The sequence below is a fragment of the Vibrio sp. 10N genome, assembly GCF_036245475.1.
In the GTDB taxonomy this organism is placed as follows: Bacteria; Pseudomonadota; Gammaproteobacteria; order Enterobacterales; family Vibrionaceae; genus Vibrio.
This window is the reverse complement of sequence record NZ_BTPM01000001.1, coordinates 1,125,977-1,149,813: the sequence shown is the minus strand read 5'-3', so window position 1 is coordinate 1,149,813 and position 23,837 is coordinate 1,125,977. Positions and strand designations below refer to the sequence as shown.

The following is a 23,837-nucleotide window of genomic DNA, read 5'->3' as shown; positions in this document are numbered from 1 at the left end:
AAATTGATAATAGTCTAAATTTCTCAAAGATAGAAACAAAAAAAAGGAGCCTTACGGCTCCTTTTTCTCTAATGGCGTAAATTATTCGCCTTTAGCAGCTTTGAATGCGTCAGCCATAGCATTACCGAACGCGCCTTCTTCTTGCTTGTTCAGTGAAGCCATTGCTTCTTGCTCTTCAGCTTCATCCTTAGCTTTAACAGATAGGTTGATTACGCGGTTCTTACGGTCAACACCTGTGAACTTCGCTTCAACGCTGTCGCCAACGCTTAGGATTAGAGACGCATCTTCAACGCGGTCACGTGATACTTCAGAAGCACGGATGTAACCTTCTACACCTTCTTCTAGTTCGATAGTAGCACCTTTAGCGTCAACTGCAGTAACAGTACCGTTAACTAGAGCACCTTTCTTAGTGTCTGCAACGTAAGCATTGAATGGGTCATTTTCCATTTGCTTAACGCCTAGAGAGATACGCTCACGCTCAGCGTCTACAGCTAGAACAACTGCAGAGATCTCGTCACCTTTCTTGTACTCACGAACTGCTTCTTCACCAGCAACATTCCAAGAAATGTCAGATAGGTGAACTAGACCGTCGATGCCGCCTTCTAGACCGATGAAGATACCAAAGTCAGTGATAGACTTGATCTTACCAGTAACTTTGTCGCCCTTAGCTTGCATTTCTGCGAATGACTGCCATGGGTTAGCTTTACACTGTTTCAGACCTAGAGAGATACGACGACGTTCTTCGTCGATATCAAGAACCATAACCTCAACTTCGTCGCCAACATTAACAACTTTAGATGGGTGGATGTTCTTGTTAGTCCAATCCATTTCAGAAACGTGTACTAGACCTTCAACGCCTTCTTCGATTTCAACGAAGCAGCCGTAGTCAGTTAGGTTAGTTACGCGACCAGTTAGCTTGTGACCTTCTGGGTAACGCTTAGCGATTGCTACCCATGGATCTTCACCTAGCTGCTTAAGACCTAGTGATACGCGAGTACGCTCACGGTCGAACTTAAGAACTTTAACTAGGATCTCGTCACCAACGTTAACGATCTCAGATGGGTGCTTAACGCGCTTCCACGCCATGTCAGTGATGTGTAGAAGACCATCAACACCGCCAAGGTCAACGAATGCACCGTAGTCAGTAAGGTTCTTAACGATACCTTTAACTTCAGTACCTTCTTGTAGAGTCTCAAGAAGTTCGTCACGCTCAACACTGTTTTCAGATTCGATAACAGCACGACGAGAAACAACAACGTTGTTACGCTTCTGGTCTAGCTTGATAACTTTGAACTCTAGCTCTTTGTTTTCTAGGTGAGCAGTGTCACGGATAGGACGTACGTCAACAAGAGAACCAGGAAGGAAAGCACGGATACCGTTTAGTTCAACAGTGAAACCGCCTTTAACTTTACCGTTGATGATACCAACAACAGTTTCAGCTTCTTCGTAAGCTTTCTCAAGAACGATCCAAGCTTCGTGACGCTTCGCTTTCTCACGAGAAAGTTGAGTTTCACCGAAACCATCTTCAACAGCGTCTAGAGCTACGTCAACTTCAGCGCCAACTTCAACTTCAAGTTCGCCAGCAGCGTTCTTGAACTGTTCAGCAGGGATAGCAGACTCAGACTTAAGACCAGCGTCAACAAGAACGAAACCGTTCTCGATAGCTACTACAGTACCTTTAACGATGCTGCCTTGTTGGAATTCTGTTTCGTTTAGAAACTCTTCAAAGAGTTGAGCAAAAGATTCAGTCATTATTTAATCTTCAATAAGTAAACGTCCATGGGCATCCTACCGCATGGGGTTGATAATTTAGTCGGTCATCATCCTTGCGACCAACGGCTCAAAGCTCACCAAGTGTGTGCCAATAGAGGCTACTTAGTGAGTTTAGATTCGATATATTGTAGCGCTTTTTCCAACACTTGCTCGATGTTTAGCGAGGTTGAATCTAACACTAGAGCGTCATCAGCCGGACGAAGAGGGGCAACCGCTCGGTTGCGATCTCGGTAGTCTCGTTCTTCGATCTCGCTCAAAAGGTCGTCAAATCTAACATCTAAACCCTTTAGTTGCAACTGCTTAAAACGCCTTTGCGCTCTTTCTTCTGCGCTCGCATCAAGGAAGATTTTAACTGGCGCTTCAGGAAAAACGACCGTACCCATATCACGGCCATCGGCAACCAATCCAGGTTCAATGTTAAATGCACGTTGACGACGCAGTAACGCCTCACGTACTCGAGGCAAAGCGGCGATCTTAGAAGCAGCATTGCCCGTTTCTTCTTTACGAAGCTCACCGGACACATCTTCCCCTTCCAAAATCACTTTAACTAGATCGCCTTCAGCGACAAACTGGACATCAAGGTGCATTGCTAGCGGCACCAGTGCATCCTCTGACTCAAGGTCAACACCATGATGAATCGCTGCCAAAGCCAACACGCGGTAAATCGCCCCAGAATCCAATAAGTGATAGCCTAACTTTTCAGCCAACAGCATACACAGTGTGCCTTTACCAGCACCACTTGGTCCATCCACAGTAATCACTGGTGTACTTAAGGACATGTTCTACTCCACGTTGTCACATTATTGTTGTTAATTTTACGGCGCAGAATTATATACCCTATGGCCCTAAGTTGCTATGTCTTTGCTCGTTTGACTGTATGTTCTCATGCAATCCATTGATTACTGTGACCATCCTATAAGCAGAACACTTCGATAGCGCCGCTCAGCCACGTCGAGCTGCAAAGTGTACCCACTGTAATCGCATTTTTGGTACTGCTCCGACAAATGACACAAGCTATAGAGTCCCGCACAAGCCCCCAGATTGCCCAGCAATATATCGAGAAACACAAATTCCGTTTTTGAGGTGATCATAGACGAGAGCTGGTTAACATTACTCAAGATGCTTTGCTTTAGCTCATCATCAAAGGCGATGGGTAGGTAGCAATGTGCAAGAGCATTAATCCCACTTTGGTTTACTCGATTTAATAGCGACGCGATCGGCACACTTAGCGTTTTGTCTTTCGTATGTACTTCATAACCATTCCAATAGACTTGCAATCCATGGTCGCGTTTCGTCAATGTGGCGACGATAAGAGAATCACTAATGATACCTTCAACATTGTTTTTTATCTCGAATTGATTTTTGAGATGAATGCTCACAAAAGCAATACGACTTGCCTCTTTCTCGAACTGTTGTTTGGCGTGTCGCAGCGCCATCGCTATTGACGCACTGCCAAACGGAAACAAAAGCACATTCGAGTGCTCAAATATTTGAGGGGCAAGATCTTGTAAATACCGCACTTCAGCACAAAGACTTGGCTCTTCATCGCACTCTGGAAGCAAAATGAAAATACTATCGACATCTAACTGTAGATGTCTGAGCTGCTCAGCATGCCCCCCATCGAAACCGTATTCACGATAGCTTCGCTTATCATGATTAGCGACATGAGGTCTTAAAGACCAGTCTTTCGTGCTCGACAACGTTCCTTGCGCCAGACCGTACTGACCTAGCATGACTATGTTGGGCTCAATTGAGAAAATCATTTCAGCTCACCACCAGCTTCACATCGAAAACTCACGAAATAAGAAAACCACACGCTAATTCAATGCAATCGAGCCAGCGCTCAACGCAATGTCACTACCATTAATCTTGATTGATGAGCCCTTAATGTCTATCTCGCCCCCACTCGATAACGTAATTGAGGCGCTGCCAGTTTTGATCGTAATCGACTCTCCCGCCAACAGTTCTACTGACGATCCCGTCTCTACTTTCGAGCTATCACCCACGTTCAACGTCCAATTCCCGCCAACCCTAGATTGAAGATCCTTCTCTATCTGTTCAATACAACTCTCTTTTACTTGAGTTTGCATCGTTTTTTCAGCCTGAAGATAAAGTAATTCCTCTCCTTTTTTATCAACAAATCGAAGTTCATTGAAATTGCTTGCAGAGCCCTCAGCGGATCGAGTTTTGATCCCTGATGTAAACTTTTGGCTGGGCAGTGAGTACGGAGGATGCTGATTACCGTTGTGCAAAGTACCAGTGATCACAGGTTGATCCGGATCCCCTTCTAAAAAGCTCACTAATACTTCGTGACCAACTCTAGGCCAGAAGCTAGCCCCATAACCATTGCCTGCCCATGATTGAACCACGCGCACCCAACATGAGCTCTGATTGTTGGCGTTTCCTTCCCTATCCCAATGAAACAGCACTTTGATGCGGCCATACTCATCGACACACACCTCTTCGCCTTCTTCTCCGGTTACTAAGGCTGTTTGTACGCCCATAATCGTGGGCTTAGAGCACGTTGGAGTCGAGCGAAACAAAGTATCTGCGGGTATGCATCGAAAGTGATTCTCTATCACCTGCTTACTTGGCTTGTTAGCGCCAACTTGATTGGCAATTTCTACACGCAGGTTAAGGCTCGTAATCAGATAGCTGCGACCAACCAAACTTCTGTCTTCGTGATCAGAAAAGGTAAAATGGTGTCCCACCGCAAATGAACTGCAACTGCTCTTACCCTCAAAAATTTCATGCTCCAGTCGCAACCCTGCCAACTCAATATCCGATGCATGATTCAAGTCAGCCTTTTTTTCAGACTCAGCAACATAGCTAAACACTTCTGTCGAAGTTTGTTGCGAGGCCAAGGAAGAGTTGTTGGCATCGCCACTTGGCTTTACATCCGGATTTAAAAAGTCGTAGGCCTGGTGGGTGTTTTTTCCCGGGGGGATAGTTAAGGAATCAGACCAACTATGGATATGGTTCTCTGCAAGCGTCCCTGTAGTATAAGCAACGTAGCTTTCTTCTGCCTGCCGATACGCTGTCACAGAATCAGCCAAGACCAATATATGGTCCGTTTTCTTATGCTCAAAGAAATAGAATAAGCCCGCGTCCCTCAGCAGACGCTGAACAAAATCGAAATCCGATTCATCGTACTGTACTTTGTACTCAAGCTTTGGGTACATCGCTTTGGTATCTAGGGCAAATTTAACTCCATGCTCAGCCAAAAGCTCGGATACGATATCAATCACCGATTGCTTCTGGTAAATACGACAGTTTTTTCTCTGTCTTAGAAAAGCAAGCTGAGGCTGAATAACAAACTCATAATCCCGAAACTCAACACCTCCCGATCCACTTGGCGTGCGTCGCCCTAACCCTCGCACTTTATGAATCACTCCATGGAAATATCGCTCCACTGGAAGATGTCCTTGCTGATACTTGAGCGTGATATGAGCGCTTTTCCCGATAATGTCTCTTTGGTTAATCTCTACGCCACTAGTGAAGCATGAGACCGTTATTGAGAAAGGTGCTGACATTTGTTCGACAAGGTCAAACTTTGATAAGTAAAGCCTATCCTTTCCTAGCGACGTTTCAATTTGGATAGTATTAGCATCTTGGGTAAGTAGCATTGCCGAACCTATTACTGATAAACAACCGAAGTTTTGTAGAACGCCTCAAAATGCAGAGTGCGAAGTCACACCCTGCAGTTTGAGGACTTTTAGAGACAACAACGTTACCGAAGTGTCTCGTATTTATGACTTACATTTGTTGACCTTTCACACCGCTGTAGCCGTATACCAGTGGCGCTTGAACATTGTTCTGATCGTCCGTTGGCGTCACCGTCATCATCATCTCGGTATAAGAAATAGTGATGCTCTCCGTTGGACGATCATCTTGAATCGATACTGAATAGTTAGAAATCATTGCATCAGTTAGCTCGATCTTCATGATTTCTTCTACTTTTTCACCCTGCTTGGTGATATGAAAAACCGCTGGCTTGCCTTTACCAATTGTTGCTTCTTTAAACAGGTCAGGTGACGCTTTGTCCTGTAGTTTAGTAATGGTAATGTCACCCAAACGCGTAGCGCTGGCTTCACGATCTTGCGCTGTACCTGTGTACGACGTAATTTCACGATTTACGGCCCAATCCACTGACAACAAAGTGATAAGATCTTTATATTGCTCAGCCGTTGCTTCGCCTTTAATGTCACCGTACTTCAAATAAGTATTAGCTTGCATGCTAATCTCCTTTAGCTGCTATATTTAAATTAACTATCCATTACGGATATTTCATCATAAAACACAGACGTGTTTAATCGCTGCCCTACGTCTTCAACTAATAGCATCAGCATTCGACCTAGAACATAATCTTTAATATTGACTTGTATATTTATAAAACCTAAATTAGGCCTACGCTACTTCAACAACAGCATTCGATATTATTAACAATTAAGTATTTACAGAAACGTAAGTATCACCCTCAATTGATAATTGAATTGCAGGCATGTCTTTCTCTTCTACTAACCTTTCCATTAATAGTTCCGATAAAAATGGTAATAGTACATTCTGTATATGTAGTTGAATCGCCCTAGCTCCAACTCCCACATTATTTGTAGTTTTATTGATATGTAATATGACACTCTCATCAAAAGTAAGATCAGCCTGGTAGTGCTCTCGATATCGATTCGCCACTCTATCAAGTTGCAACTTAGTAATGGCCTCTATGTCACTTTGGCTTAAAGGCACATAAGGGATAATGTTCAGTCTTCCCAAAAAAGCAGGCTTGAATGCTTCCAGAAGATCGTTCTGCAACGCTTCGGTCAGTCCTTCTGCTCCCGGTGCTGTTTCTCTATCTTCAAATAAATTCTCCGTTGTTTCAGAACCAACATTCGAAGTAATGATAATAATGCAATTTTTAAAATCTATATCCGTCCCTTCGCCGTCCTTTATTATACCTTTATCGAAGATCTGGTAAAAAACATCTTGTACACTAGGATGCGCTTTTTCCATTTCATCGAGAAGTATCACACTGTAAGGCTTACGTCTAACCGCTTCGGTTAATACTCCTCCTTCTCCATATCCAACATATCCTGGAGGGGAGCCAAGCAATAAAGAAACTTTGTGCTCTTCTTTAAATTCAGACATATTAATAACAGTGACACTATCATCACTACCATAAATTTGCTGAGCGAGTGCTAACGCCGTTTCTGTCTTACCCGTACCACTTGGTCCTGTTAACAAAAATACCCCGTCAGGTTTATTTTCATCGCTCAGTTTCATGCGGGCAGTTTTAACCACTTGGCTAATTCGATCCAGAGCATGATCTTGACCTATGATGCGCTGTTGAAGGCGCGGCGTCAGTGCTCGTAGCGCTGCCAACTGGTCGACTCTCATTCGCCCAAGTGGTATTCCAGTCCAGTCTGAAATCACTTGCGCAACTAAGTTTTCATCAACCTCCAGATGAACCATACTCTGCTCGAACTCATTCAGTGATGCTTTCACTTCTGTCAGTTGCTGACAGACATCGGTTACGTCTGTATCTGCAGCAGATAGAATTTGATGCTTTAGGGCAATTGCCGATTCCAACTGCTCTCGTTGCCACTGCCAATTTGCATTAGCTAATTTTCGTTGCTTGCTAACCTCATCAAGCTGCTCAGTTAACACCGCAATTTTCCCACTATGATTTGAACCAGTAGCTTGCTCTTGTTCCAGCAAGCTTCGCTCTGCAATTAAGGCATCATATTGTCTATCGAGGCATTCAACATTGGCAGGGGTAGCAACTTGACTAATCGCGACTCTGGCGCACGCCGTATCGAGCAAGGCCACTGCTTTATCGGGAAGTTGACGACCATTAATATATCGACTCGACAGTTTGACCGCAGCTTGCAACGCTTCGTCTGTAATCGCGACGTTATGATGTGCTTCCATAACAGGAAGCAGTCCCCTGAGCATAGTAATCGCTAGCTCTTCACTCGGCTCTTCCACTTTTACGACTTGGAAACGACGAGTCAATGCCGCGTCTTTTTCAAAGTATTTTTTGTATTCCGCCCAGGTCGTTGCTGCAATTGTTCGAAGCTCACCTCGAGCTAATGCCGGCTTAAGAATATTTGCCGCATCATTTTGACCCGATCCACCTCCGCTACCAATTAACGAATGTGCTTCGTCAATAAAAATGACGATTGGTGCAACCGACGCTTTCACTTCTTTGATAACGTTTTTAAGCCTATTCTCAAACTCACCTTTCACACCTGCGCCAGCCTGAAGCAGAGCTAAATCTAGCGACAATACTCTGACATCACGCAGACTTTCTGGCACATCACCTTTTGCAATCCGCTGCGCAAAACCTTCGACTACCGCTGTTTTACCCACACCAGCTTCACCAGTGAGAATAGGGTTATTTTGACGTCGACGCATCAACACATCGATGATTTGCCGTATCTCATCATCACGGCCAAGTATGGGATCAAGGCCCCCTTCTTTAGCTATCTGTGTCAAATCAACGGTAAACTGCTCAAGGTTTGGAGACGATGAAGTCGCACTTAAAAGCGAAGTATCTTTTAGTGATAAATCGGAGCCCGTGTGACTACCTTGCCAGTTTTTAACCAGCTCCCCGGGATCAATCACAGACAGTTTCTGTAAGTAACCCGGGGTAAAAGGGATCAAGCTTTCATCGCTGAGCAAAGCATGAATCACGTGGATAGGCTCAATAGCAGTTTCACCAAATGCCAACGTTGAGCTCACCCAAGCCGATTCAATCAACGAGACCAACTGCTTCGATAAGCTAGGCGCGCTATCATGACCCGACTTTAACGATTCAAGATCCTGATTAAGGGCAAAAACGAGCCTGTCGACATTCACTTCATACTGCTCACACACAACCAACAAGTCACTACTCGACTGCTGGCACATAGCCAAAAGCCAATGTTGTATTTCAACGCTGCTATGACTTCGACTATTACAAAGCGACGCCGCCGCTTCGAGACTCACCGTTGCGGTGGGTGACAATTTTTCCACTAACGTTGTTAGGCTCATTGTTGACATAATTACGTCCTGTTTTCCTTTTAATGCCCAGTTCCAATTGAAATATTAATAATTTGATGTCCACGCTTAGCAGGGTAAGCCAGCAAAGTGCCGTGCCCTAAGCCAACGTCTGTCGCTCCGACAGTCGACACTGGCAAATCCCCTGTTTTCACCGCCAGTTGCCAAACAGAATGAATGTGGGTTGGCAAGTAGGCTTTGGTTATACCCTTAAGAATCTTCAAGGCAGGAGATTGAGGCATATAACGCTCAGCTTTAGCGCGACTATGGGGACGTAATGTAATGGCAATGGTCGAATTCACATCCCATACGCGCTTCCCCACCAAGACTCCTTCACCTAAACATGCAAACTGCCCGCGTTCCTCAATTCGACTAGCAAGCCGACTTTGCTGATCAGGTTCGACGTGCAACCATCGTCCCACTCGCTCCTCTATATCAACATCACACCCCGACATATGCTCAAGGATTTGTTTGAGGCTTTTAGTGTTTCGGTTAGGATGGGCCAAAAGCCCTGCATAACGTGCCTCAAGATCACTTTGGGCACCCGAAATAACAAATAACATTCGAGTAATCGCATCTGGCACGCCAGTTTGTAAATAATGCTGATACAGCGTTGGATGGTGATATTTTTCCCAGGCACGGTGATACAAAGCGATCAATCGGTGATGAAAAATGTCGAGAAAATCAGCGGTGGCCGCATCTCTCTTTTTCGTTTCCCGCAACACTCTCTCACTAAAGTGCCTTGGCATTACGCCGCTTGGACCGATCAGCCCCAAGAAGCCGACTAAGAGCTCATATTGGCTTCGCTCGCCATTCGGTTCGACAATTTTTTCAACCGCTTTGCCTGGGAAGCCTAAATGGGTACAAGATCGAAAATGCAGTAACTCAGAGCTTGGCAATGCATCTGTACCCACTCGACCCTCTTTGCCCGCTAGCGCATTTTCAAGTGCTGCGACATAGTGGTGAAACTGCTCAATGGTTTCCAGTCCTTGACCATTCAGTGCACTCACAGTAACTCCTGCGTACCCGACATTGCTGGCCAGCAGTGCACTGGCTCATGAGCTCCGGTCAATGTAATCGTTAACCGACAAAAACTATTTACCACCACATACTGTGCTAAAAAGTGCGCCAGTACTTGCCCGAAGAAAAACAACTGACTCCCAGACACATCTCGACCTGAGAACTCAACCACCATCTCGTTTCCTTGGCATATGCCAACTCTTCCAGACTGCCTTACTCTTGCTGTAGCACTTCGCAACTCAATCTTGCGAATAGATTCAACCAGAACTTTGGTTTGCGGCGCGTGAGTGAAATCATAGAGCTGCAATACTGTTTTCAGCATTGTCCCATCCGGATCATTAGCAAAGTGATTGAGGGATAGTTGACTGACCAATTGCCAACGCGACGACTCAAACATCTTCGGTCTCACCGGTTTACTAAAGGACTTCAAGCAACGTGTATTGGTTTTCAAAAGGTCTTGGTAACTAGAAATCAATAGTGTGAGCTGCTCTTTACGGGTCGGCAATTGGCTAGGCAGATTGCGGTTGCTGCACGTTGCACTCACATTCACCAACCAACGCTCTTGTCGATCCAGTTCTATAGGCTTAGCCGTGCTGCTTACCATTGAAAGAAACGAATCAGTACCCTGCTCCCCCCCCTCCTCGCTGCCATTTGTCACCTCTCGGCGCAACGACCAATACAAAGCTGAGGATTCATCATGACAAGCAGATCCATAGAAAGGCGATACATCAACTTGACTATCATGTTGGTCATAGGCCTCCACATGTCTTATAGAGATAATTTCCGAACTGTTAGTATCTTGATTGCGTGCCACCAACTTGTGCTCGAAGTAAGCCGGATTCAACCGAATAGGCTCAAGCTCAGTATCGAAGGTGTTCACTATCGGTACGCAGCCGAGCAGCACATTTTGAGCGGTCAGCTGTTTGACTAGCACTTCTGAATCGCGATCAAAATACAGATAAATATCGACCTCACTTTCATCGCCAAACCAATCCGGTTGCAACTCATTTAAATCGACAAATAAGAACTTTTCAGGACAAACAAAATACTCAACCAATAAACGGTAGCCATCAAACGACTTATCACCATAAGGCACCACTTTCTGGTTGCTTTCAAACCCAACTGGAGCGATATGTTTCGGAGAAAGATACGTAATAGGCTTTAAGCTGCTTACTGACGACAAAGCAATGCCGACCAATGATTGATTAAGCAGCTGATAGAGCTCATAGCTAAGCTGAGGCTGCCCATTTAAGTAGAGCCTCAGCCTATCTATACCAATATCTTTGAGTTTAATATCGGAATAATTGCTGCTTAGTCGCAGCTTGAGTACGGATAAAGCCGCAGCATCAAACGCAGGTTTAGGCGCCTCAAAAGGCGCACCTCTGAACTTTGCCAACGAGATTTCAGCTGGCCAAAGCTTAGTATCGTAACAAGTCTTAAATAAACAGTTTTTATAACCATCGGCTATAGACTCGACCTTTGTACCCGAAGGAATCGTTAGGCCGTTATCGGTCATATTTTCAGTCGTCAGCTTAATAATCGAGCTAGACGGAATGGGTGCGTGATAATCAGGAAAGAGTTTTCCGACTAAGGCCTCCGTTAACTCAGGAAAACTGTCATCCAATTTTTGCCTTATTTGAGCCGTCAGTAGAGCGACGCCTTCGAGTAATCGAGATACATGGGGATCCTCAATATGCTCACCGCTAATCTTTAGATTGCCAGCAATCTTAGGGTGTCGCTCAGCAAACTCACTTCCCATATGTCTTAGATAGGCGAGCTCTCGATTGTAGTACTTCAATAGTTCATCACTCATGACTACTCCGACACCGATATGCCAAGGCAAACTGGCTCCACTTGAGAATCGAACACAATGGGTTCCGCTTCATACTCCCCTACACATAGAGCATGAATTTTTATTTTTAGCACCCGCTCTAACGATGCTTCATCATCCACAGCTTCAACTGAAACCTCCGTCAGGCGAGGCTCAAACTTGGCGATCGTTTCTTCGATTGTGGCACACAGACGTTCACGACCATCCTGACTACTCAATGGCATCGAGGAAAAATCGGGCAGCCCAAAGCTCAGTAACGATTGGTCAAGTTGGTGATACCATTCAGGCCAAGTTAGCCAACTCACCTTGGCATTCAATAACCCTTCAAGGTCGCGTCGAATCGCATTGCGAAGTCGCTGGCGATGAGACTGTTCACTTCTGTCGGTGTGACTTTGTTCCAGTCGGTCAAATAACGGTGAACTCAACAGACTCGCCATTATTCCATCGCCTCAACAGTTTCTGATCTCAAAATCGATTTCAGCTCAAAGAGCTCCATTGCGCCATCATCGACCAACCATAGCTTTCGCCCTCTGCCCTGATAAACATCGGTATCTAGTACTTTCTGCCAGTCCGTCTCTCTAGCTAACTTCTCTGCCTCACTGTGACTCGCAACGTAAGTCAACGGAACAAAGACCTCTCCACAATCGCCGCTACTTATCTCAACCTTCGCTTTGCGCCAAATGAGCTCAAAAAGCGACTCCGCGGGCAACATCTCCAGATTCGAAACTTCCGAAATAGGGATAAGGTAATATTTGCCATTGGTACCAAACATCTCTATAAAACCAGCTAAGGTGTCATCCACATCCCGAATCAAATACCGGTGCAAGCCATTCACCTTTAGCGAAACATTGTCACGGGTTTGTTCCATCCTTTGAGTGCAGCTTTCCACCTCATCAGCGTTGTTCTCTCGCAGTGCTACCCTAAGCTTCAATAACGCGGAAAAACTCTCACCGGGGTTGCCGATAGTCGCTGCTGTATCTCCACCTTCGGCAAAGTCGAGTCTTGCTTGCGCGGCTCTCACTATTTGTCGGAGGTTTACCACACCCGGCAACATCTCTGGAGCTTGTTTGACAATCAGATCCAGCTGCTGGTCAGCGCGCTCTAGTTGGCCATCAATGCACAGCAACTCGATAAAAATGCTGCGTAACTCATGATTACTGGGCTCATGTTTGAGCTGCTCCGTAACCACTGATAACGCTTGGTTCAACTGCCCATCTTGAATGAGCCGATTAATGGTATTTTGCATCCTTTATCCTACTTGGGTAAAAATGGGTGATAACTCCGTAATCAACCGGATGTTGGAGACCATATGCTCCAACTGAAAATGGGGGCGAAGATGAATAACAGAGTAGTAATGACCGGGCTTTGCTTGCTGCTCTTTGACCTGAATTTTGGCCTCATTTAAGGGATACTTGGCTCGAATCTCATCCGATGCTTCATCTGATGCCGCAGTGTACTGATGCAGCCAGCGCTGCATTTCGTTCTCGATCTGCTGCGCCGTGTTGTACCCCCCAACTTTGTCGCGCCCCATAACCTTGAGGTAATGAGCAAAACGCGCCACACAAAGCATGTATTGCAACATGGAGGAAAGGCGGGCATTGACCGAAGCGCTTTGCTTATCGAAAGAGACGGGTAAGTTAACTGTGGTGTTGCTGTACAACACCAAATGAGGCGTATGAGGTAACGTCGAAATAGCGATAAAGCCATTGTCGGAGAGTTCTGCTTCCAGTCGATCGCCAATTTGTAAATTGACACTCGGCCTTGGCGAATGCGAGCTTCTCGAGTGCTCAAAGCCGCTGCTCGGGATTTCAACCATTAAGCCATGCTTCAGCTTACTGGGTTGCATGCCTCGTATTTGGCTAAACCACCCTGACTCTCGAAATGCTCGCACTGCAACGCCTGCCACCCCATAAGCCGCATTTCCCCAAAGATAATCTCGCTCGGAGCAACCAACCGTTTCTCTAAACTGAAAAGCCGTTAAACCAGAGCCACTTTGCTTGTGTGGCTCTCGCATCAATATATTTGGGGCAGCAATGGCAAGAAACCTTGAATCTTCCATCGCTCGAAGTGCTTGCCACTGACCGTATTCAGGCTGCGAGAACTGTGCACCGATATCTTGTACAGACGCAAGCTCACTGAAATGATTCACTCCAAAAAGTGATGCTTGCGCTGAGGTAATAAACGGGGCAAATGCCGCCGCGCAAACATGACTTATAGTTCTTAAAACTTGTAAATCAGCCGCTGGGTAGCCTTTTCTTGGACGGTGCGTTATTTGATAATCACCAATGACTAACCCAAACGGCTCGCCACCTGGCGTACTAAATTCAGCGGTGTAAAGGTGACGAAAGAGATCACTTTGATCAAAATCTATCGCCCGCGCAGAATCTCGGCACAAATCACGCCAGCTCACATTAAGTAGCTTAACTTTGCAAGTAGAGTGATTATCTTGCGTCCCAGCTTGACCACACAAATAACGTAATCCGCGCCAACTTGCTTCAATTTGTTGAAAGCGCTCATGATGCAAAATAGCGTTGATTTGCTCGTTGATCGCTTCATCTATATCGGCAATGGCTCGCAGCAGCAAGGCCTTGGCGACATTAGGCTTTACTGCGTTGGAGTCGTTAGCACTTCGATGTTTATGCATAGTCATCACGGCGAACTCTTTAGAGCTCGCCTACCCCTTAGCCGCCAATTTCCGGAATTTTGGCGACCAGTCTTAGCGACGTAGTCAGCTCTTCCATTTGCAACCATGGGCGAAGCCATGCGACCGCATTGTACGAGCCCGGAGCTCCAGGTATTTCTCGAACTTGAACTTTGGCATCAGCTAACGGGTATTTCGCCCTGATCTCTTGGCCGCCACCTTCAGAGGCATTCACATAACTCAAAATCCAGCGATTAAGCCAGTTTTCGACGTCTTCTGCTTCCATATAGCTGCCGATCTTGTCGCGAGCCATTACTTTCAAATAATGCGCAAATCGAGACGTGGCCATGATGTATGGAAGTCGCGCCGAAATAGCCGCGTTTGCCGTTACATCAGGGTTGTTGTATTTCTGAGGTTTTTGACAGGTTTGCGCACCAAAGAACACGGCATAATCGGTATTTTTATAGTGACACAGAGGTAAGAAACCAAGCTTACTCAGCTCTGCCTCTCGTCTGTCTGTGATACCGATTTCCGTTGGACATTTCAGATCCGGATCTCCGTCATCTGACACAAATACGTGAGAAGGAAGGTTGCTGACCTTACCGCCCCCCTCTGCGCCGCGAATTGCTGTACAGAATCCATAAGTAGAAAATGCTTCTGTCATTCGCGCTCCTAGCACATAAGAAGCGTTCATCCAGCAATATTTGTCATGTTCGGTGTTCTTCGCCATACCCGATTTGTCATCAAGGTCGAACTCTTCATATCGAAACTCTTCGATAGGTGTGGTCGATTCGCCATATGGCAGACGCGCAAGCACGCGAGGCATGGCAAGAGTGACAAAACGTGAATCTGGGCTTTCTCTGAATGAGCGCCACTTGGTGTATTCCAATGACTCGAAAACTTTTTCTAAGTCGCGCGGTTTAGACAGTTCAGTCCAATTATCAAACCCGAATAGCGCAGGCGACGCTGCTGACAAAAATGGGGTGAATCCGGCAGCGGCAACGTTGGACATCAAGCTTAGCGACTCAATATCTTCAGGGTGATTGGTAAATTCATAGTCGCCGACTAAGGCGCCATATGGCTCGCCTCCAGGCGTTCCAAACTCAGATTCGTACACCTTTTTGAATATTTGGCTTTGGTCAAACTCAACGGCTTTACTGAGATCTTTATAGAGCTCAGATTTGTTCATGCTTAGCACACGAATTTTGAGTGTTTGACTGGTATCAGAATTAACCGTCAAGTACTGCAACCCGCGCCAAGAGCCTTCTAACTTTTGAAAACTGGCGTGGTGCATAACTTCTGCCAGCTGTTTGGAGATCAGCTCATCAATCCCTGCAATCGCTTCACGGAATGTGACGGTTAAGTTCTTGTTCCAAGTAACAGTGCCATTGAGCGCTTCTTCGGTCAGAGTGCGAAGTAGCTCTTCAGAGCGAGAGGTATCGGTTTGCTTAGTCGCCACAATGGCCTGCTGCAATATCGTGGTGCTGGTTTCTTCAACTGTCGGTTCGAGAGTGGCTTGTGCTTCTGTACTCATTCGCTCGGCTCCTTCTCTTGTTTAGTGTCTAGCTGACTAGCAAGATCGTTCAGCGATTCGGTGTTGTTCAGTACTTGTTCGAGGATATTTTCCAGATCTTCTGAACGATCCACTTTGGTCATCAGATCTCTAAGTTTATTGCGGGTGTCCATCAGTTTACGAAGGGGCTCGACTTGGTTAACGACCGCAGCTGGGTCAAAATCGTGCATTGCGCTAAATTCCAAATCCACTTCAAGCTCAGTACCATCATTCGCAAGCTTATTGTCCACCGCGAATTTCAATTTTGGGTTCATACGTTTGAGCACATCATCGAAGTTATCGCGATCAATTTGAATGAAGCGACGCTCTTTTAAGGGCTTCAAAGCGGCTTGATTGTCGCCAGCAAAGTCTCCCATCACGCCAACCACGAAGGGCAATTCCTTTTTTACCGCTGTTCCTTCGGTTTCTACATCATAAGTAATATGAACTCTCGGCTTGCGCACCCGAGATAGTTTGCCGTGGATACTATCCATTACGTTCTCCTTTATCTTCACTTTCACGCCTTACTATCAGCGCCACGCTATTCTTGTTGCTCTGCACGAATTCCCGTTAATCGGAAGTATCCTGTGCGAGCGTCCTTATCAGAAATCAACTCTTGAAGCAGATCGGGCAGCGTCATCTCACTCCAGCGAACGACTTGTTCGATGCCATAAGCCATGGGGGAGTGAGGCTCTGTTTGCTTAAAAAACGAAGCAATTTTCTCGAGCTGCGCAATCGCGTCCATGCGGTTTTGGATCGCTGCATTGACCGAGACTTGTCCACTTTCGTTGTCTGGATTTGGCTCAGTCGTTCCTTCGCCAGTAAGCTCACTGCTATCATTTTGCTTGGCGTGTTCCACCAGCTTATCTTCAGCAAGAAATAACACCGCATCCTTGCATGCAGTTAACCGCCGGGTGATATGAGTGCTGGGTTGGGGCGTGCCTACCGCGCCATCTATGGCCATAGTCAAGCGCTGATAGGCACGCTGTGCTTGCTCAATATCTTCCAGCAACGAAGAAAAATAGTGGGCCGAGCTAGCCTTAACGTTGGCCTTGATGTCCTCAAGACTGACAGCGCCCGCGCTGTGTTTTTGCTCTCGTTTCTCTTTGTCTAAACGTTCAATGTCAGAGGCTTGTTCAAACTCCCACAGCGAATACTGTCGATCTTCAATAAGTTCCGTGAGAGGCAGCGATGCAATCGGCATCAATAGCGTCCCCTCTCCGTCCATGCCATTGAGCCCTAATAACGGCAGCACCTTACTTACCGGCCCATCTTCGTCTTGCTCTGGATAGAGCTCGTGCCAATGGTTTTCGATCAAGACACTGGCAACGTCACATCCAAGTGCCAAGCCTTTAAAACTTGAGCGGCGAATACTGGCTTCAATCAACCAAGCTGCTAGTTCAAGATCTCGACAATCATCGACTAAAGCGTTGGGTACTGACTCCATGATCGGATCCCATAAATGAGCAAGGCTCAATAAAGGCTCGTTGTCCACCAGCGCCGCTCTCTCCGCGCTGCGGGCGTGGCTGCGTACATCTTTCAATGAGAAGTAAACCGACAGCGGCGATAAATCCGTTCTAGGGTCAATTCCACACGGTAAGTCATTAGAAATTGGCGCTTTTAACTGCTCAAGGTCGATACTTGGCGGTTCAATAAACATCCTGTCTTCCTCTAGCTACGGTGAGCAAACACGGGTACCGTGTCGTCATCGCGGTTCCTTGTATTTGGCAGTGGTTCAAGCTCGACTTTAGTGACAACACACGACACATTGTCACTGGCTCCTTTTACCAATGCAGAATGCATCATTGCCAACCCTGACTCAGTAATATCATTTGCCGATAAGCACTTAGCTATTTCGTTATCCGATAGCTCTTTGGTTAATCCATCTGAACAAAGCAAAAAAACGTCGCCAATAAGCAACTGACCTGACACTTGTGACACCACCAAATCGCTTGATACGCCTAACGCTCGAGTAATCACATTTGAAAGAGGGTGGTTTTCTGCGTCTCGTTCCTGTATCAGCCCTTGATCTACCATCTCCATGACCTGGCTGTGATCTCGCGTTTTTCGCGCAAAGTGGCCGTGCCTCATCAAATACATTCTGCTGTCACCCAGCCACAAACAATGAAACAGTCCCTCTTTGATCAGCAGTACAACCACCGTGGTGCCCACAGTTTTTCCCAAGTGACATCGCTGCGAGTATTCAAGTATTGAAAGATTGATGCGCTCTAACGCTGCTATCAGTCCATCACTATCGACGAGTGAACTTGGTGTGAAATCTAAATATTCCTCTATCCCGTCAACCACCATTTGACTCGCAATATCACCAGCTTCGTGGCCTCCCATTCCATCAGCGACGACCCAAACACCAGATTCATCCCAACCGCTAGCGCGGTCTTCATTGTGTGGACGAACCTTGCCCGGGTGCGACTTAACAAAACTGGAAAACACGACGCCTTGATGTTGATTCCCCACTACCACCCCCACTGTGACCAATTGCCATCCAACATGGCTGAAAACTGGCTCACCATAGGCAAACTCTCAGAAACTATCGTGCACGCAGGAATGTGCTCTGAACCTTGAGTCCACCAGACACAAGGGCGCTGAAACCGTGACTTAAGCAGTTGACGATTTAGCTGGGACACTGTTACTGATTGATTGGCCACCAATATCATTTGCTCTGAGGCAGAAGATAAGTCTTGTACTGAGTCGCACTCTTCTATGTTCTCGACCCAGTCGACAGTTTTTAGTCCATCAGCCCACCGAACCACATCGGTATCATCTTCTAAAAGACGCAAGATTTTGCTTTCCGAGCTTTCGCTCCATTGCCTGTCTTCCCAAAACGCCAAATGATCACCTTGTACTGGCTTAGCAATCGTCATATAAAAATGCCGGCCAACCTGATCAACACTTGGCATCAAAGTGCCTATCACCGCAGGTTCACCACACACTTGTGGTGCGAGCGAAAAGTGCCAGATGGGGCTGATTAAATAGATCTCAAGCCAGTTTTCTGCCAATTGTTCACGACTGACCGCCGTCACCGCTTGCAACCACTCTCGCCAAGCGGAGACAAACTCTTCTGGTAACTGACTTTGAATAAAGTCACCACGAGTGGGCACTTTTCCAAAATAACCAAAGCCTTTCATAGCTTGCTGGGACATACAAACCTCGTTAAATCTGACGACCAAAATGGGTGTTGTGTCGTCGCTGGAATCAGTACTAGCTTGGCGCGATTACCTTTAATAACGATATCCAACACGTTGTCTGAGCGAGACTCCGGACGCTGCGCTGCAAGTTGGTCAAGCATCTTAAACAAGCCCCAATCTCCACGATAAGTTTCTGAAACTGCATGACCTGACTTAGGAGGAACAAACGACAATCGAGTATCCGATTTAGAGGGTGTTGGCCAAACAAATTGAGATACGCGCCGGGGACCGTGTCGGTAAATCAACGCTTGCTCGCCAACCTCGACACGTAAATTATTGATGTGCCCATCTAAGTAGAGAGGTTTAAGGCCAAATTCGAGACGCAGCTTTTGGGTTCCTGGCTCAAAAAACATGTTTCTAATTCGACGTGCTTGCTGAAACAAAGTGAGTGACGCTTGATCAATTCCGACGTTTTTTTCCAGCACCCAACGCTTACCCGTGGTGTCGACAGAAGCTTGTAAGTACTGATTAAAGAACTGATCAAACTTGCCACCGTAGCCAAAGAAACGAGCGAAGTCTTTGATATTCACTTCTTGTTTTGCTTTTGGGCTGAAGGGATACTTGCCGTAAATTGCACTCTGGTATTCTTGATAGATGGTCTGATGCCAAAGCTTGTTCACATGTACCTGAGCACCTCGGCTAGCCAATGCCGAAGTTTGAGCCGTCAACTGCGCAGTCCACTGTGAAAACGGCTTAGGCAATGATCGCTGGACACTTCGCATATCACTCATCACTCGAGAAATACTGCCGCCTTCGGCCAAACTCGCAAATGCGCCCTTCTGCCTAGATTCGGATAGCCCCTCTAAGTAATTGTCCACGGATACAATCGACTTAGACAACAACGCGAGATCGTCATCCGAGACGCTTAGCAAGTCGACAAATGCATCTTCAACTTCTTGCCCTGGTAAAGCCAATCTCAATTTGGCGGTATCGTTAGGGATAAAGCGATTGAGACGTGCTTTTTGGTTTCGAAGCGCCACATCTGCCACATTGCCTGCGACTTCTGCGGCCGCTTCAATGTTTTCATCCACCGACACTTGAGTTAGGCGAAGTTCTTTTTGCGCCGCAGTAATGACGCTTTGGATTGGTTGCTCCGAACTAGTAAGGGCTTGAGTGACTTCAAGGCCTTGCGGCACACTGGAAAAAGAAGCCAAACGAACGCCGCTTAACAGCTGTAGCCAATGATGAATATAGTCTTTGAAATAACGTTCATTAACCGAGTCAATCACCGCCTCACGGGTAGATTCATCTATCGTTAATTGATCGCCATATACCCAACTATCCTCCATCAAGCGTTTGACCACTCGACTGTTTTCTAGACGAAATATTCCGTGGTAACCGTTATAGGTATAGAAACCAGGAATCGTTTCAGGAACATCGTTATCAAGTGACAATACTTGACGTCCACGACGCCCTAATACATCTCGTAAGCTAAAATCAGGTAGATGACTTGATAAGAACTCTAACTTCAAGCGTTGATAGGCGCGCTCAGATAAGGACATGGCGGTAAGTACACTGCGTGCTTGAGCAACAGCGTCGTCATCGCGATTCACAGTGTTGGTTGGCAATGCTAGCAAGCTACGCACGTGTAAAAGCAGGTCACTGCGCAACACTTGATTGACCTCGCCGGTGTAGGCTCTTTCAAAATACACTTCGAACCAACTCATGATGACGTCTTCGTTGCGATGAGTGGTATCCACCAACATTAGGTAGGTTTTAAGCGTTTCGTAAAGATACTCAAGATAAGACTCATTGTGTCGCATCTCTGTGACCAGCACATCGGTCAGGTATTCAGAGAAGAACACCGACAAAGCGCGCTCGTAAGCAAGCTTTGAAGGCAGACCGATTTTGTCACCTTGGTATAGCCCCATATTAGCCACGCCCTCTTCGGGCATTTTATTCGAATATCCCGCAGGCAAATCACGAAGCGTATTCAATGCTTGAACAAGCGTAAAAATATCAGTTTGAGGCGTAAGTTCAGGCTCAACCAAATGTTGATACTTGTCGATAGCTGACGCAGAGCTATCAACCAATCGTTTGTTCCATTGGTAGCTGTTATACCAAAGCGCACTGCAGATGATTAAAAGCGCACTACATACAGCAATAACCGATCGCTGAGCCAATAAGGTAAATTTCTGGTGCTTGCGGTTTACCGTCCCGACAAACTGCTCTTTAAAAATGATGTTTTCAAACGCATCCTTTAGGAAAAAGCCCTTCGTAGCAGTGGCTTGCTGGGGCGTCACAACCTGCCCTAGCCCTAGGTGGTTTGATGTACCTTCTGCGACCTGATCTATCGGCTTACCTTGTTGAGCGGCACTGACTAAAAACACCCCACGAAGCATTGGCGCTTCTTCAAATGCATTTGGAATGAAAATCTCTTTTAAAAAGTCATCAATCACAGGCTGTAGCAACTGAAGCTGCTTGGGAAATTCAAAAATAAGGCTGCGTTTATCTACCACGCGCTCTTGATGTAACCGCTGGTTCAAGCGCGCCTGAATTTGCTCAAGTAGCTTTCGAAATTCACTATTAAACTCGCCGACCACACCCGCCTCTGGACTGTTTGCTTCCATTGGGAATGTCACGCCCCAAAGTTGCTCACGCTCCTTCGCACCTAGGTCATCAAAGTACTCGCTAAATCCAGCAACCAGATCCGCTTTAGTTAACATGACATAGACCGGAAACTGCAGCCCTAGTTGGTTTTTGAGCTCTAATATGCGCTGTTTAATCGTCCGAGCGTGAAGGTTTCGTTCAGTGCGAGTCTGCTGGATTAGGTCAACGAGGCTGATAGTGACAATCGCACCATTAATAGGTCGACGAGTTCGATATTTTTTAAGGAGCCCCAAAAATCCAAGCCAGGCTCTAGAATCTCTGACACTGTGACTATCTTGGGTGGTATAGCGGCCTGCTGTATCAATGAGCACGGCTCTGTTGGTAAACCACCAATCACAAAAACGAGTACCGCCAACACCCGATAGCGGGTCAGTGCCCAATTTATCTTTGAGTGGAAATTCCAATCCCGAGTTTTGCAAAGCCGTGGTTTTTCCGGTCCCCGGGGGGCCTATCATCACATACCAAGGAAGTTGATATATGCCAAGCCCACCGGTCAACTTCGACTTTTTCAAAACCTCTATAGCGGCTTGAATACGCTCACGTAGCGTATCTACCTCATGGACGCTGGCCTCATCCGTACTCTCTCCATCTTCCCCTTCGAGCAAGGTTTGTACCGCCGCTTGTTGATGCTTTTTATCTACAGCATGGCGCCCCCATTGATAGCCAACAACCAGCACTGCAAATACAGCAATAACAAACCAACGAGTTGCCGCATCTGCGAGTGGCGTTTTGCCAGCAATAGCGACAAGTGGGCCTCCAAACCAAATGATGAAAGCAAACGCGAAAAAACCTAATAGCAAAAGCGTCCACTTCGAACGAAGCACTAGCGCGATTTTTTTGAATACCAATCCCATCAACAACGTCCGCCCTTACCTAGTTCAACAAATCAATTTCAACACGACGATTCTGAGCACGCTCAGACTGCGTCGAATTACCCTGAACCGGCTCTGATTCGCCTCTGCCTTCCGGCCACAGACGCCCTCTCAATAATGTCCCAACAGACATGGTGTCAGCGACCGCGGTTGCTCTTGCAAGTGAAAGGTGCCAGTTTGAAGGAAAATGACTGGTGATGATCGGCTGACTATCGGTATGACCGGTAATGAGAATCCGTCCATCTGTAGACTCCAGCGCGCGTGATAACTTCTGCAGTATAGGGATAAAGGATGCTTTGATATCCGCACTTCCCGGAGCAAAAAGTTCATGTGAAGCAATAGTGAAACGCACTCTGTCTCTCATCGGCTCGATCCGAATAAGCCCTCTTTCCACTTCCGTGTTAAGACGCTGCTGCAGTAATAGCAACTCAGCTTCATCAATAAGACTCTCTGTCTCCTGCGCTGGCGCCCACTGAGCTAAAGATTGGATTTGATTAAACACGGGATTAGAGTGTTGATTGATGGTGTAACGACTGAATAGAAATAACGACAAAAGCAAAGCCCCAAATACACTCACAACTAACCATGTGGGTATGCCAATCTCACCCTCATTTTTGATTTCAACAACCGGATAGGTTTGGATGGACAAGCTTTCTTCGACTTCTCCATTTACCTGCTCTAGGGATGAAAAAACATGCTGTCGGTACTCCTCCAATTTTTGCTGCCCAACTTGCTCAAACTTATACTTACCAACAAACCCTAAGCTCAAACACACATATTGAAGCTCAAGCAATTGTGCATGTTGGAAAGGCGCACAAAGATGATCATCCAACAGCGTAAAAAAGTACTCACCACCTGATGTTTGTGAATGCAACATGGACAGCAAACTCTCTTGTCCCCACTCCGATTCTCCTCCCCACTGAGTATTCAGCACGGTTTCGTCAATCAAGCAGCACAAGCAAAACATCGCAGCATCCAAACTTGCTTGGTTTATCTGTGCATATCTAAGGCTCGACTCATACTCGTTCAAACGATCATTAAACGCTTGCTTGAGAACCTTGGTGTCTGCATGAGTCGGTGTACAACGAACCTGATTCACCATCGATAAAATGGTGCTCGCGCTCTCAAGTAGTGGGTTTGAACCCAACATCGGTAGCGGCATCAGCGTCGTCTTATTAGTTGTCGGTGTCGCGACCACCGTTGCATCAGCAGATATTTGTGGACTGGGAGCTGCCTTATTTTTACCTGTTCTCAAGCCAGGGCGCGGTTTGATAATGGTTGCGTCTGTCATACTAGT

The 23,837-nt window shown here is 46.4% G+C and carries 18 protein-coding genes; all 18 read right to left on the bottom strand.

The features are described 5' to 3' along the window. Nucleotides 1–81 precede the first annotated feature (81 nt). The gene (gene rpsA, locus AAA946_RS05485) at nt 82–1,752 is read right to left on the bottom strand and encodes a 30S ribosomal protein S1 (protein ID WP_042499254.1); all 1,671 of its coding nucleotides are present in this window, start codon (nt 1,750–1,752) and stop codon (nt 82–84) included. A gap of 119 nt (nt 1,753–1,871) precedes the next feature. Then, entirely contained in the window at nt 1,872–2,552 is a 681-nt protein-coding gene (cmk, locus tag AAA946_RS05480; protein ID WP_112461990.1) for a (d)CMP kinase, read from the bottom strand. 120 nt (nt 2,553–2,672) lie between these two features. Beyond that, nucleotides 2,673–3,536, bottom strand: a complete 864-nt coding sequence (locus AAA946_RS05475; RefSeq protein WP_338163955.1) for a hypothetical protein — start codon at nt 3,534–3,536, stop codon at nt 2,673–2,675. Between the two features lie 54 nt (nt 3,537–3,590). Continuing rightward, the gene (locus AAA946_RS05470) at nt 3,591–5,399 is read right to left on the bottom strand and encodes a type VI secretion system Vgr family protein (RefSeq protein ID WP_338163954.1); all 1,809 of its coding nucleotides are present in this window, start codon (nt 5,397–5,399) and stop codon (nt 3,591–3,593) included. Nucleotides 5,400–5,529: 130 nt separating this feature from the next. Continuing rightward, entirely contained in the window at nt 5,530–6,009 is a 480-nt protein-coding gene (locus tag AAA946_RS05465) for a type VI secretion system tube protein Hcp (protein ID WP_112461986.1), read from the bottom strand. Nucleotides 6,010–6,219: 210 nt separating this feature from the next. Continuing rightward, nucleotides 6,220–8,811: a type VI secretion system ATPase TssH gene (gene tssH, locus AAA946_RS05460; RefSeq protein WP_445206058.1), complete on the bottom strand. Its 2,592-nt coding sequence runs from the start codon at nt 8,809–8,811 to the stop codon at nt 6,220–6,222. Between the two features lie 20 nt (nt 8,812–8,831). Continuing rightward, nucleotides 8,832–9,818 (bottom strand): type VI secretion system baseplate subunit TssG, encoded by a 987-nt coding sequence (gene tssG, locus AAA946_RS05455; RefSeq protein WP_338163953.1) that lies wholly within the window; start codon nt 9,816–9,818, stop codon nt 8,832–8,834. Next, nucleotides 9,815–11,641 (bottom strand): type VI secretion system baseplate subunit TssF, encoded by a 1,827-nt coding sequence (gene tssF, locus AAA946_RS05450; RefSeq protein ID WP_338163952.1) that lies wholly within the window; start codon nt 11,639–11,641, stop codon nt 9,815–9,817. The genes tssG and tssF overlap by 4 nt, the downstream gene beginning before the upstream one ends. Nucleotides 11,642–11,643: 2 nt before the next feature. Then, nucleotides 11,644–12,096 (bottom strand): type VI secretion system baseplate subunit TssE, encoded by a 453-nt coding sequence (tssE, locus tag AAA946_RS05445; protein WP_338163951.1) that lies wholly within the window; start codon nt 12,094–12,096, stop codon nt 11,644–11,646. Continuing rightward, on the bottom strand, nt 12,096–12,905 hold the full coding sequence (locus tag AAA946_RS05440) for a type VI secretion system accessory protein TagJ (protein WP_338163950.1): 810 nt from the start codon (nt 12,903–12,905) through the stop codon (nt 12,096–12,098). Before AAA946_RS05440 ends, tssE begins: the two co-directional genes overlap by 1 nt. A gap of 3 nt (nt 12,906–12,908) precedes the next feature. After that, a complete protein-coding gene (gene tssC / locus AAA946_RS05435; protein ID WP_338163949.1) occupies nt 12,909–14,309 on the bottom strand; it encodes a type VI secretion system contractile sheath large subunit in 1,401 nt (466 codons plus the stop codon). Nucleotides 14,310–14,340: 31 nt separating this feature from the next. Continuing rightward, complete coding sequence (tssC, locus tag AAA946_RS05430; protein ID WP_338163948.1) at nt 14,341–15,834, bottom strand: type VI secretion system contractile sheath large subunit; 1,494 nt, start codon at nt 15,832–15,834, stop codon at nt 14,341–14,343. Continuing rightward, a complete protein-coding gene (gene tssB / locus AAA946_RS05425) occupies nt 15,831–16,346 on the bottom strand; it encodes a type VI secretion system contractile sheath small subunit (RefSeq protein ID WP_112461980.1) in 516 nt (171 codons plus the stop codon). The genes tssC (AAA946_RS05430) and tssB overlap by 4 nt, the downstream gene beginning before the upstream one ends. 47 nt (nt 16,347–16,393) lie before the next feature. Beyond that, the gene (gene tssA / locus AAA946_RS05420; RefSeq protein WP_338163947.1) at nt 16,394–17,512 is read right to left on the bottom strand and encodes a type VI secretion system protein TssA; all 1,119 of its coding nucleotides are present in this window, start codon (nt 17,510–17,512) and stop codon (nt 16,394–16,396) included. 11 nt (nt 17,513–17,523) lie between these two features. After that, nucleotides 17,524–18,327, bottom strand: a complete 804-nt coding sequence (locus AAA946_RS05415) for a PP2C family protein-serine/threonine phosphatase (protein ID WP_338163946.1) — start codon at nt 18,325–18,327, stop codon at nt 17,524–17,526. After that, a complete protein-coding gene (gene tagF / locus AAA946_RS05410) occupies nt 18,327–19,013 on the bottom strand; it encodes a type VI secretion system-associated protein TagF (protein WP_338163945.1) in 687 nt (228 codons plus the stop codon). Before tagF ends, AAA946_RS05415 begins: the two co-directional genes overlap by 1 nt. After that, nucleotides 18,995–22,522 (bottom strand): type VI secretion system membrane subunit TssM, encoded by a 3,528-nt coding sequence (gene tssM / locus AAA946_RS05405; protein ID WP_338163944.1) that lies wholly within the window; start codon nt 22,520–22,522, stop codon nt 18,995–18,997. The genes tagF and tssM overlap by 19 nt, the downstream gene beginning before the upstream one ends. 19 nt (nt 22,523–22,541) lie before the next feature. Beyond that, entirely contained in the window at nt 22,542–23,831 is a 1,290-nt protein-coding gene (gene tssL, locus AAA946_RS05400; RefSeq protein WP_338163943.1) for a type VI secretion system protein TssL, long form, read from the bottom strand. Nucleotides 23,832–23,837 lie beyond the last annotated feature (6 nt).

Coding starts and splice junctions, on each gene's coding strand:
- tssA (WP_338163947.1), bottom strand. CDS start 17,512: ATGTTTATTGAACCGCCAAGTATCGACCTTGAGCAGTTAAAAGCGCCA.
- tssL (WP_338163943.1), bottom strand. CDS start 23,831: ATGACAGACGCAACCATTATCAAACCGCGCCCTGGCTTGAGAACAGGT.
- rpsA (WP_042499254.1), bottom strand. CDS start 1,752: ATGACTGAATCTTTTGCTCAACTCTTTGAAGAGTTTCTAAACGAAACA.
- tssH (WP_445206058.1), bottom strand. CDS start 8,811: ATGTCAACAATGAGCCTAACAACGTTAGTGGAAAAATTGTCACCCACC.
- cmk (WP_112461990.1), bottom strand. CDS start 2,552: ATGTCCTTAAGTACACCAGTGATTACTGTGGATGGACCAAGTGGTGCT.
- tssC (WP_338163948.1), bottom strand. CDS start 15,834: ATGAGTACAGAAGCACAAGCCACTCTCGAACCGACAGTTGAAGAAACC.
- AAA946_RS05470 (WP_338163954.1), bottom strand. CDS start 5,399: ATGCTACTTACCCAAGATGCTAATACTATCCAAATTGAAACGTCGCTA.
- tssM (WP_338163944.1), bottom strand. CDS start 22,522: ATGGGATTGGTATTCAAAAAAATCGCGCTAGTGCTTCGTTCGAAGTGG.
- AAA946_RS05465 (WP_112461986.1), bottom strand. CDS start 6,009: ATGCAAGCTAATACTTATTTGAAGTACGGTGACATTAAAGGCGAAGCA.
- tssC (WP_338163949.1), bottom strand. CDS start 14,309: ATGACTATGCATAAACATCGAAGTGCTAACGACTCCAACGCAGTAAAG.
- tagF (WP_338163945.1), bottom strand. CDS start 19,013: ATGTCCCAGCAAGCTATGAAAGGCTTTGGTTATTTTGGAAAAGTGCCC.
- tssF (WP_338163952.1), bottom strand. CDS start 11,641: ATGAGTGATGAACTATTGAAGTACTACAATCGAGAGCTCGCCTATCTA.
- tssB (WP_112461980.1), bottom strand. CDS start 16,346: ATGGATAGTATCCACGGCAAACTATCTCGGGTGCGCAAGCCGAGAGTT.
- AAA946_RS05475 (WP_338163955.1), bottom strand. CDS start 3,536: ATGATTTTCTCAATTGAGCCCAACATAGTCATGCTAGGTCAGTACGGT.
- tssE (WP_338163951.1), bottom strand. CDS start 12,096: ATGGCGAGTCTGTTGAGTTCACCGTTATTTGACCGACTGGAACAAAGT.
- AAA946_RS05440 (WP_338163950.1), bottom strand. CDS start 12,905: ATGCAAAATACCATTAATCGGCTCATTCAAGATGGGCAGTTGAACCAA.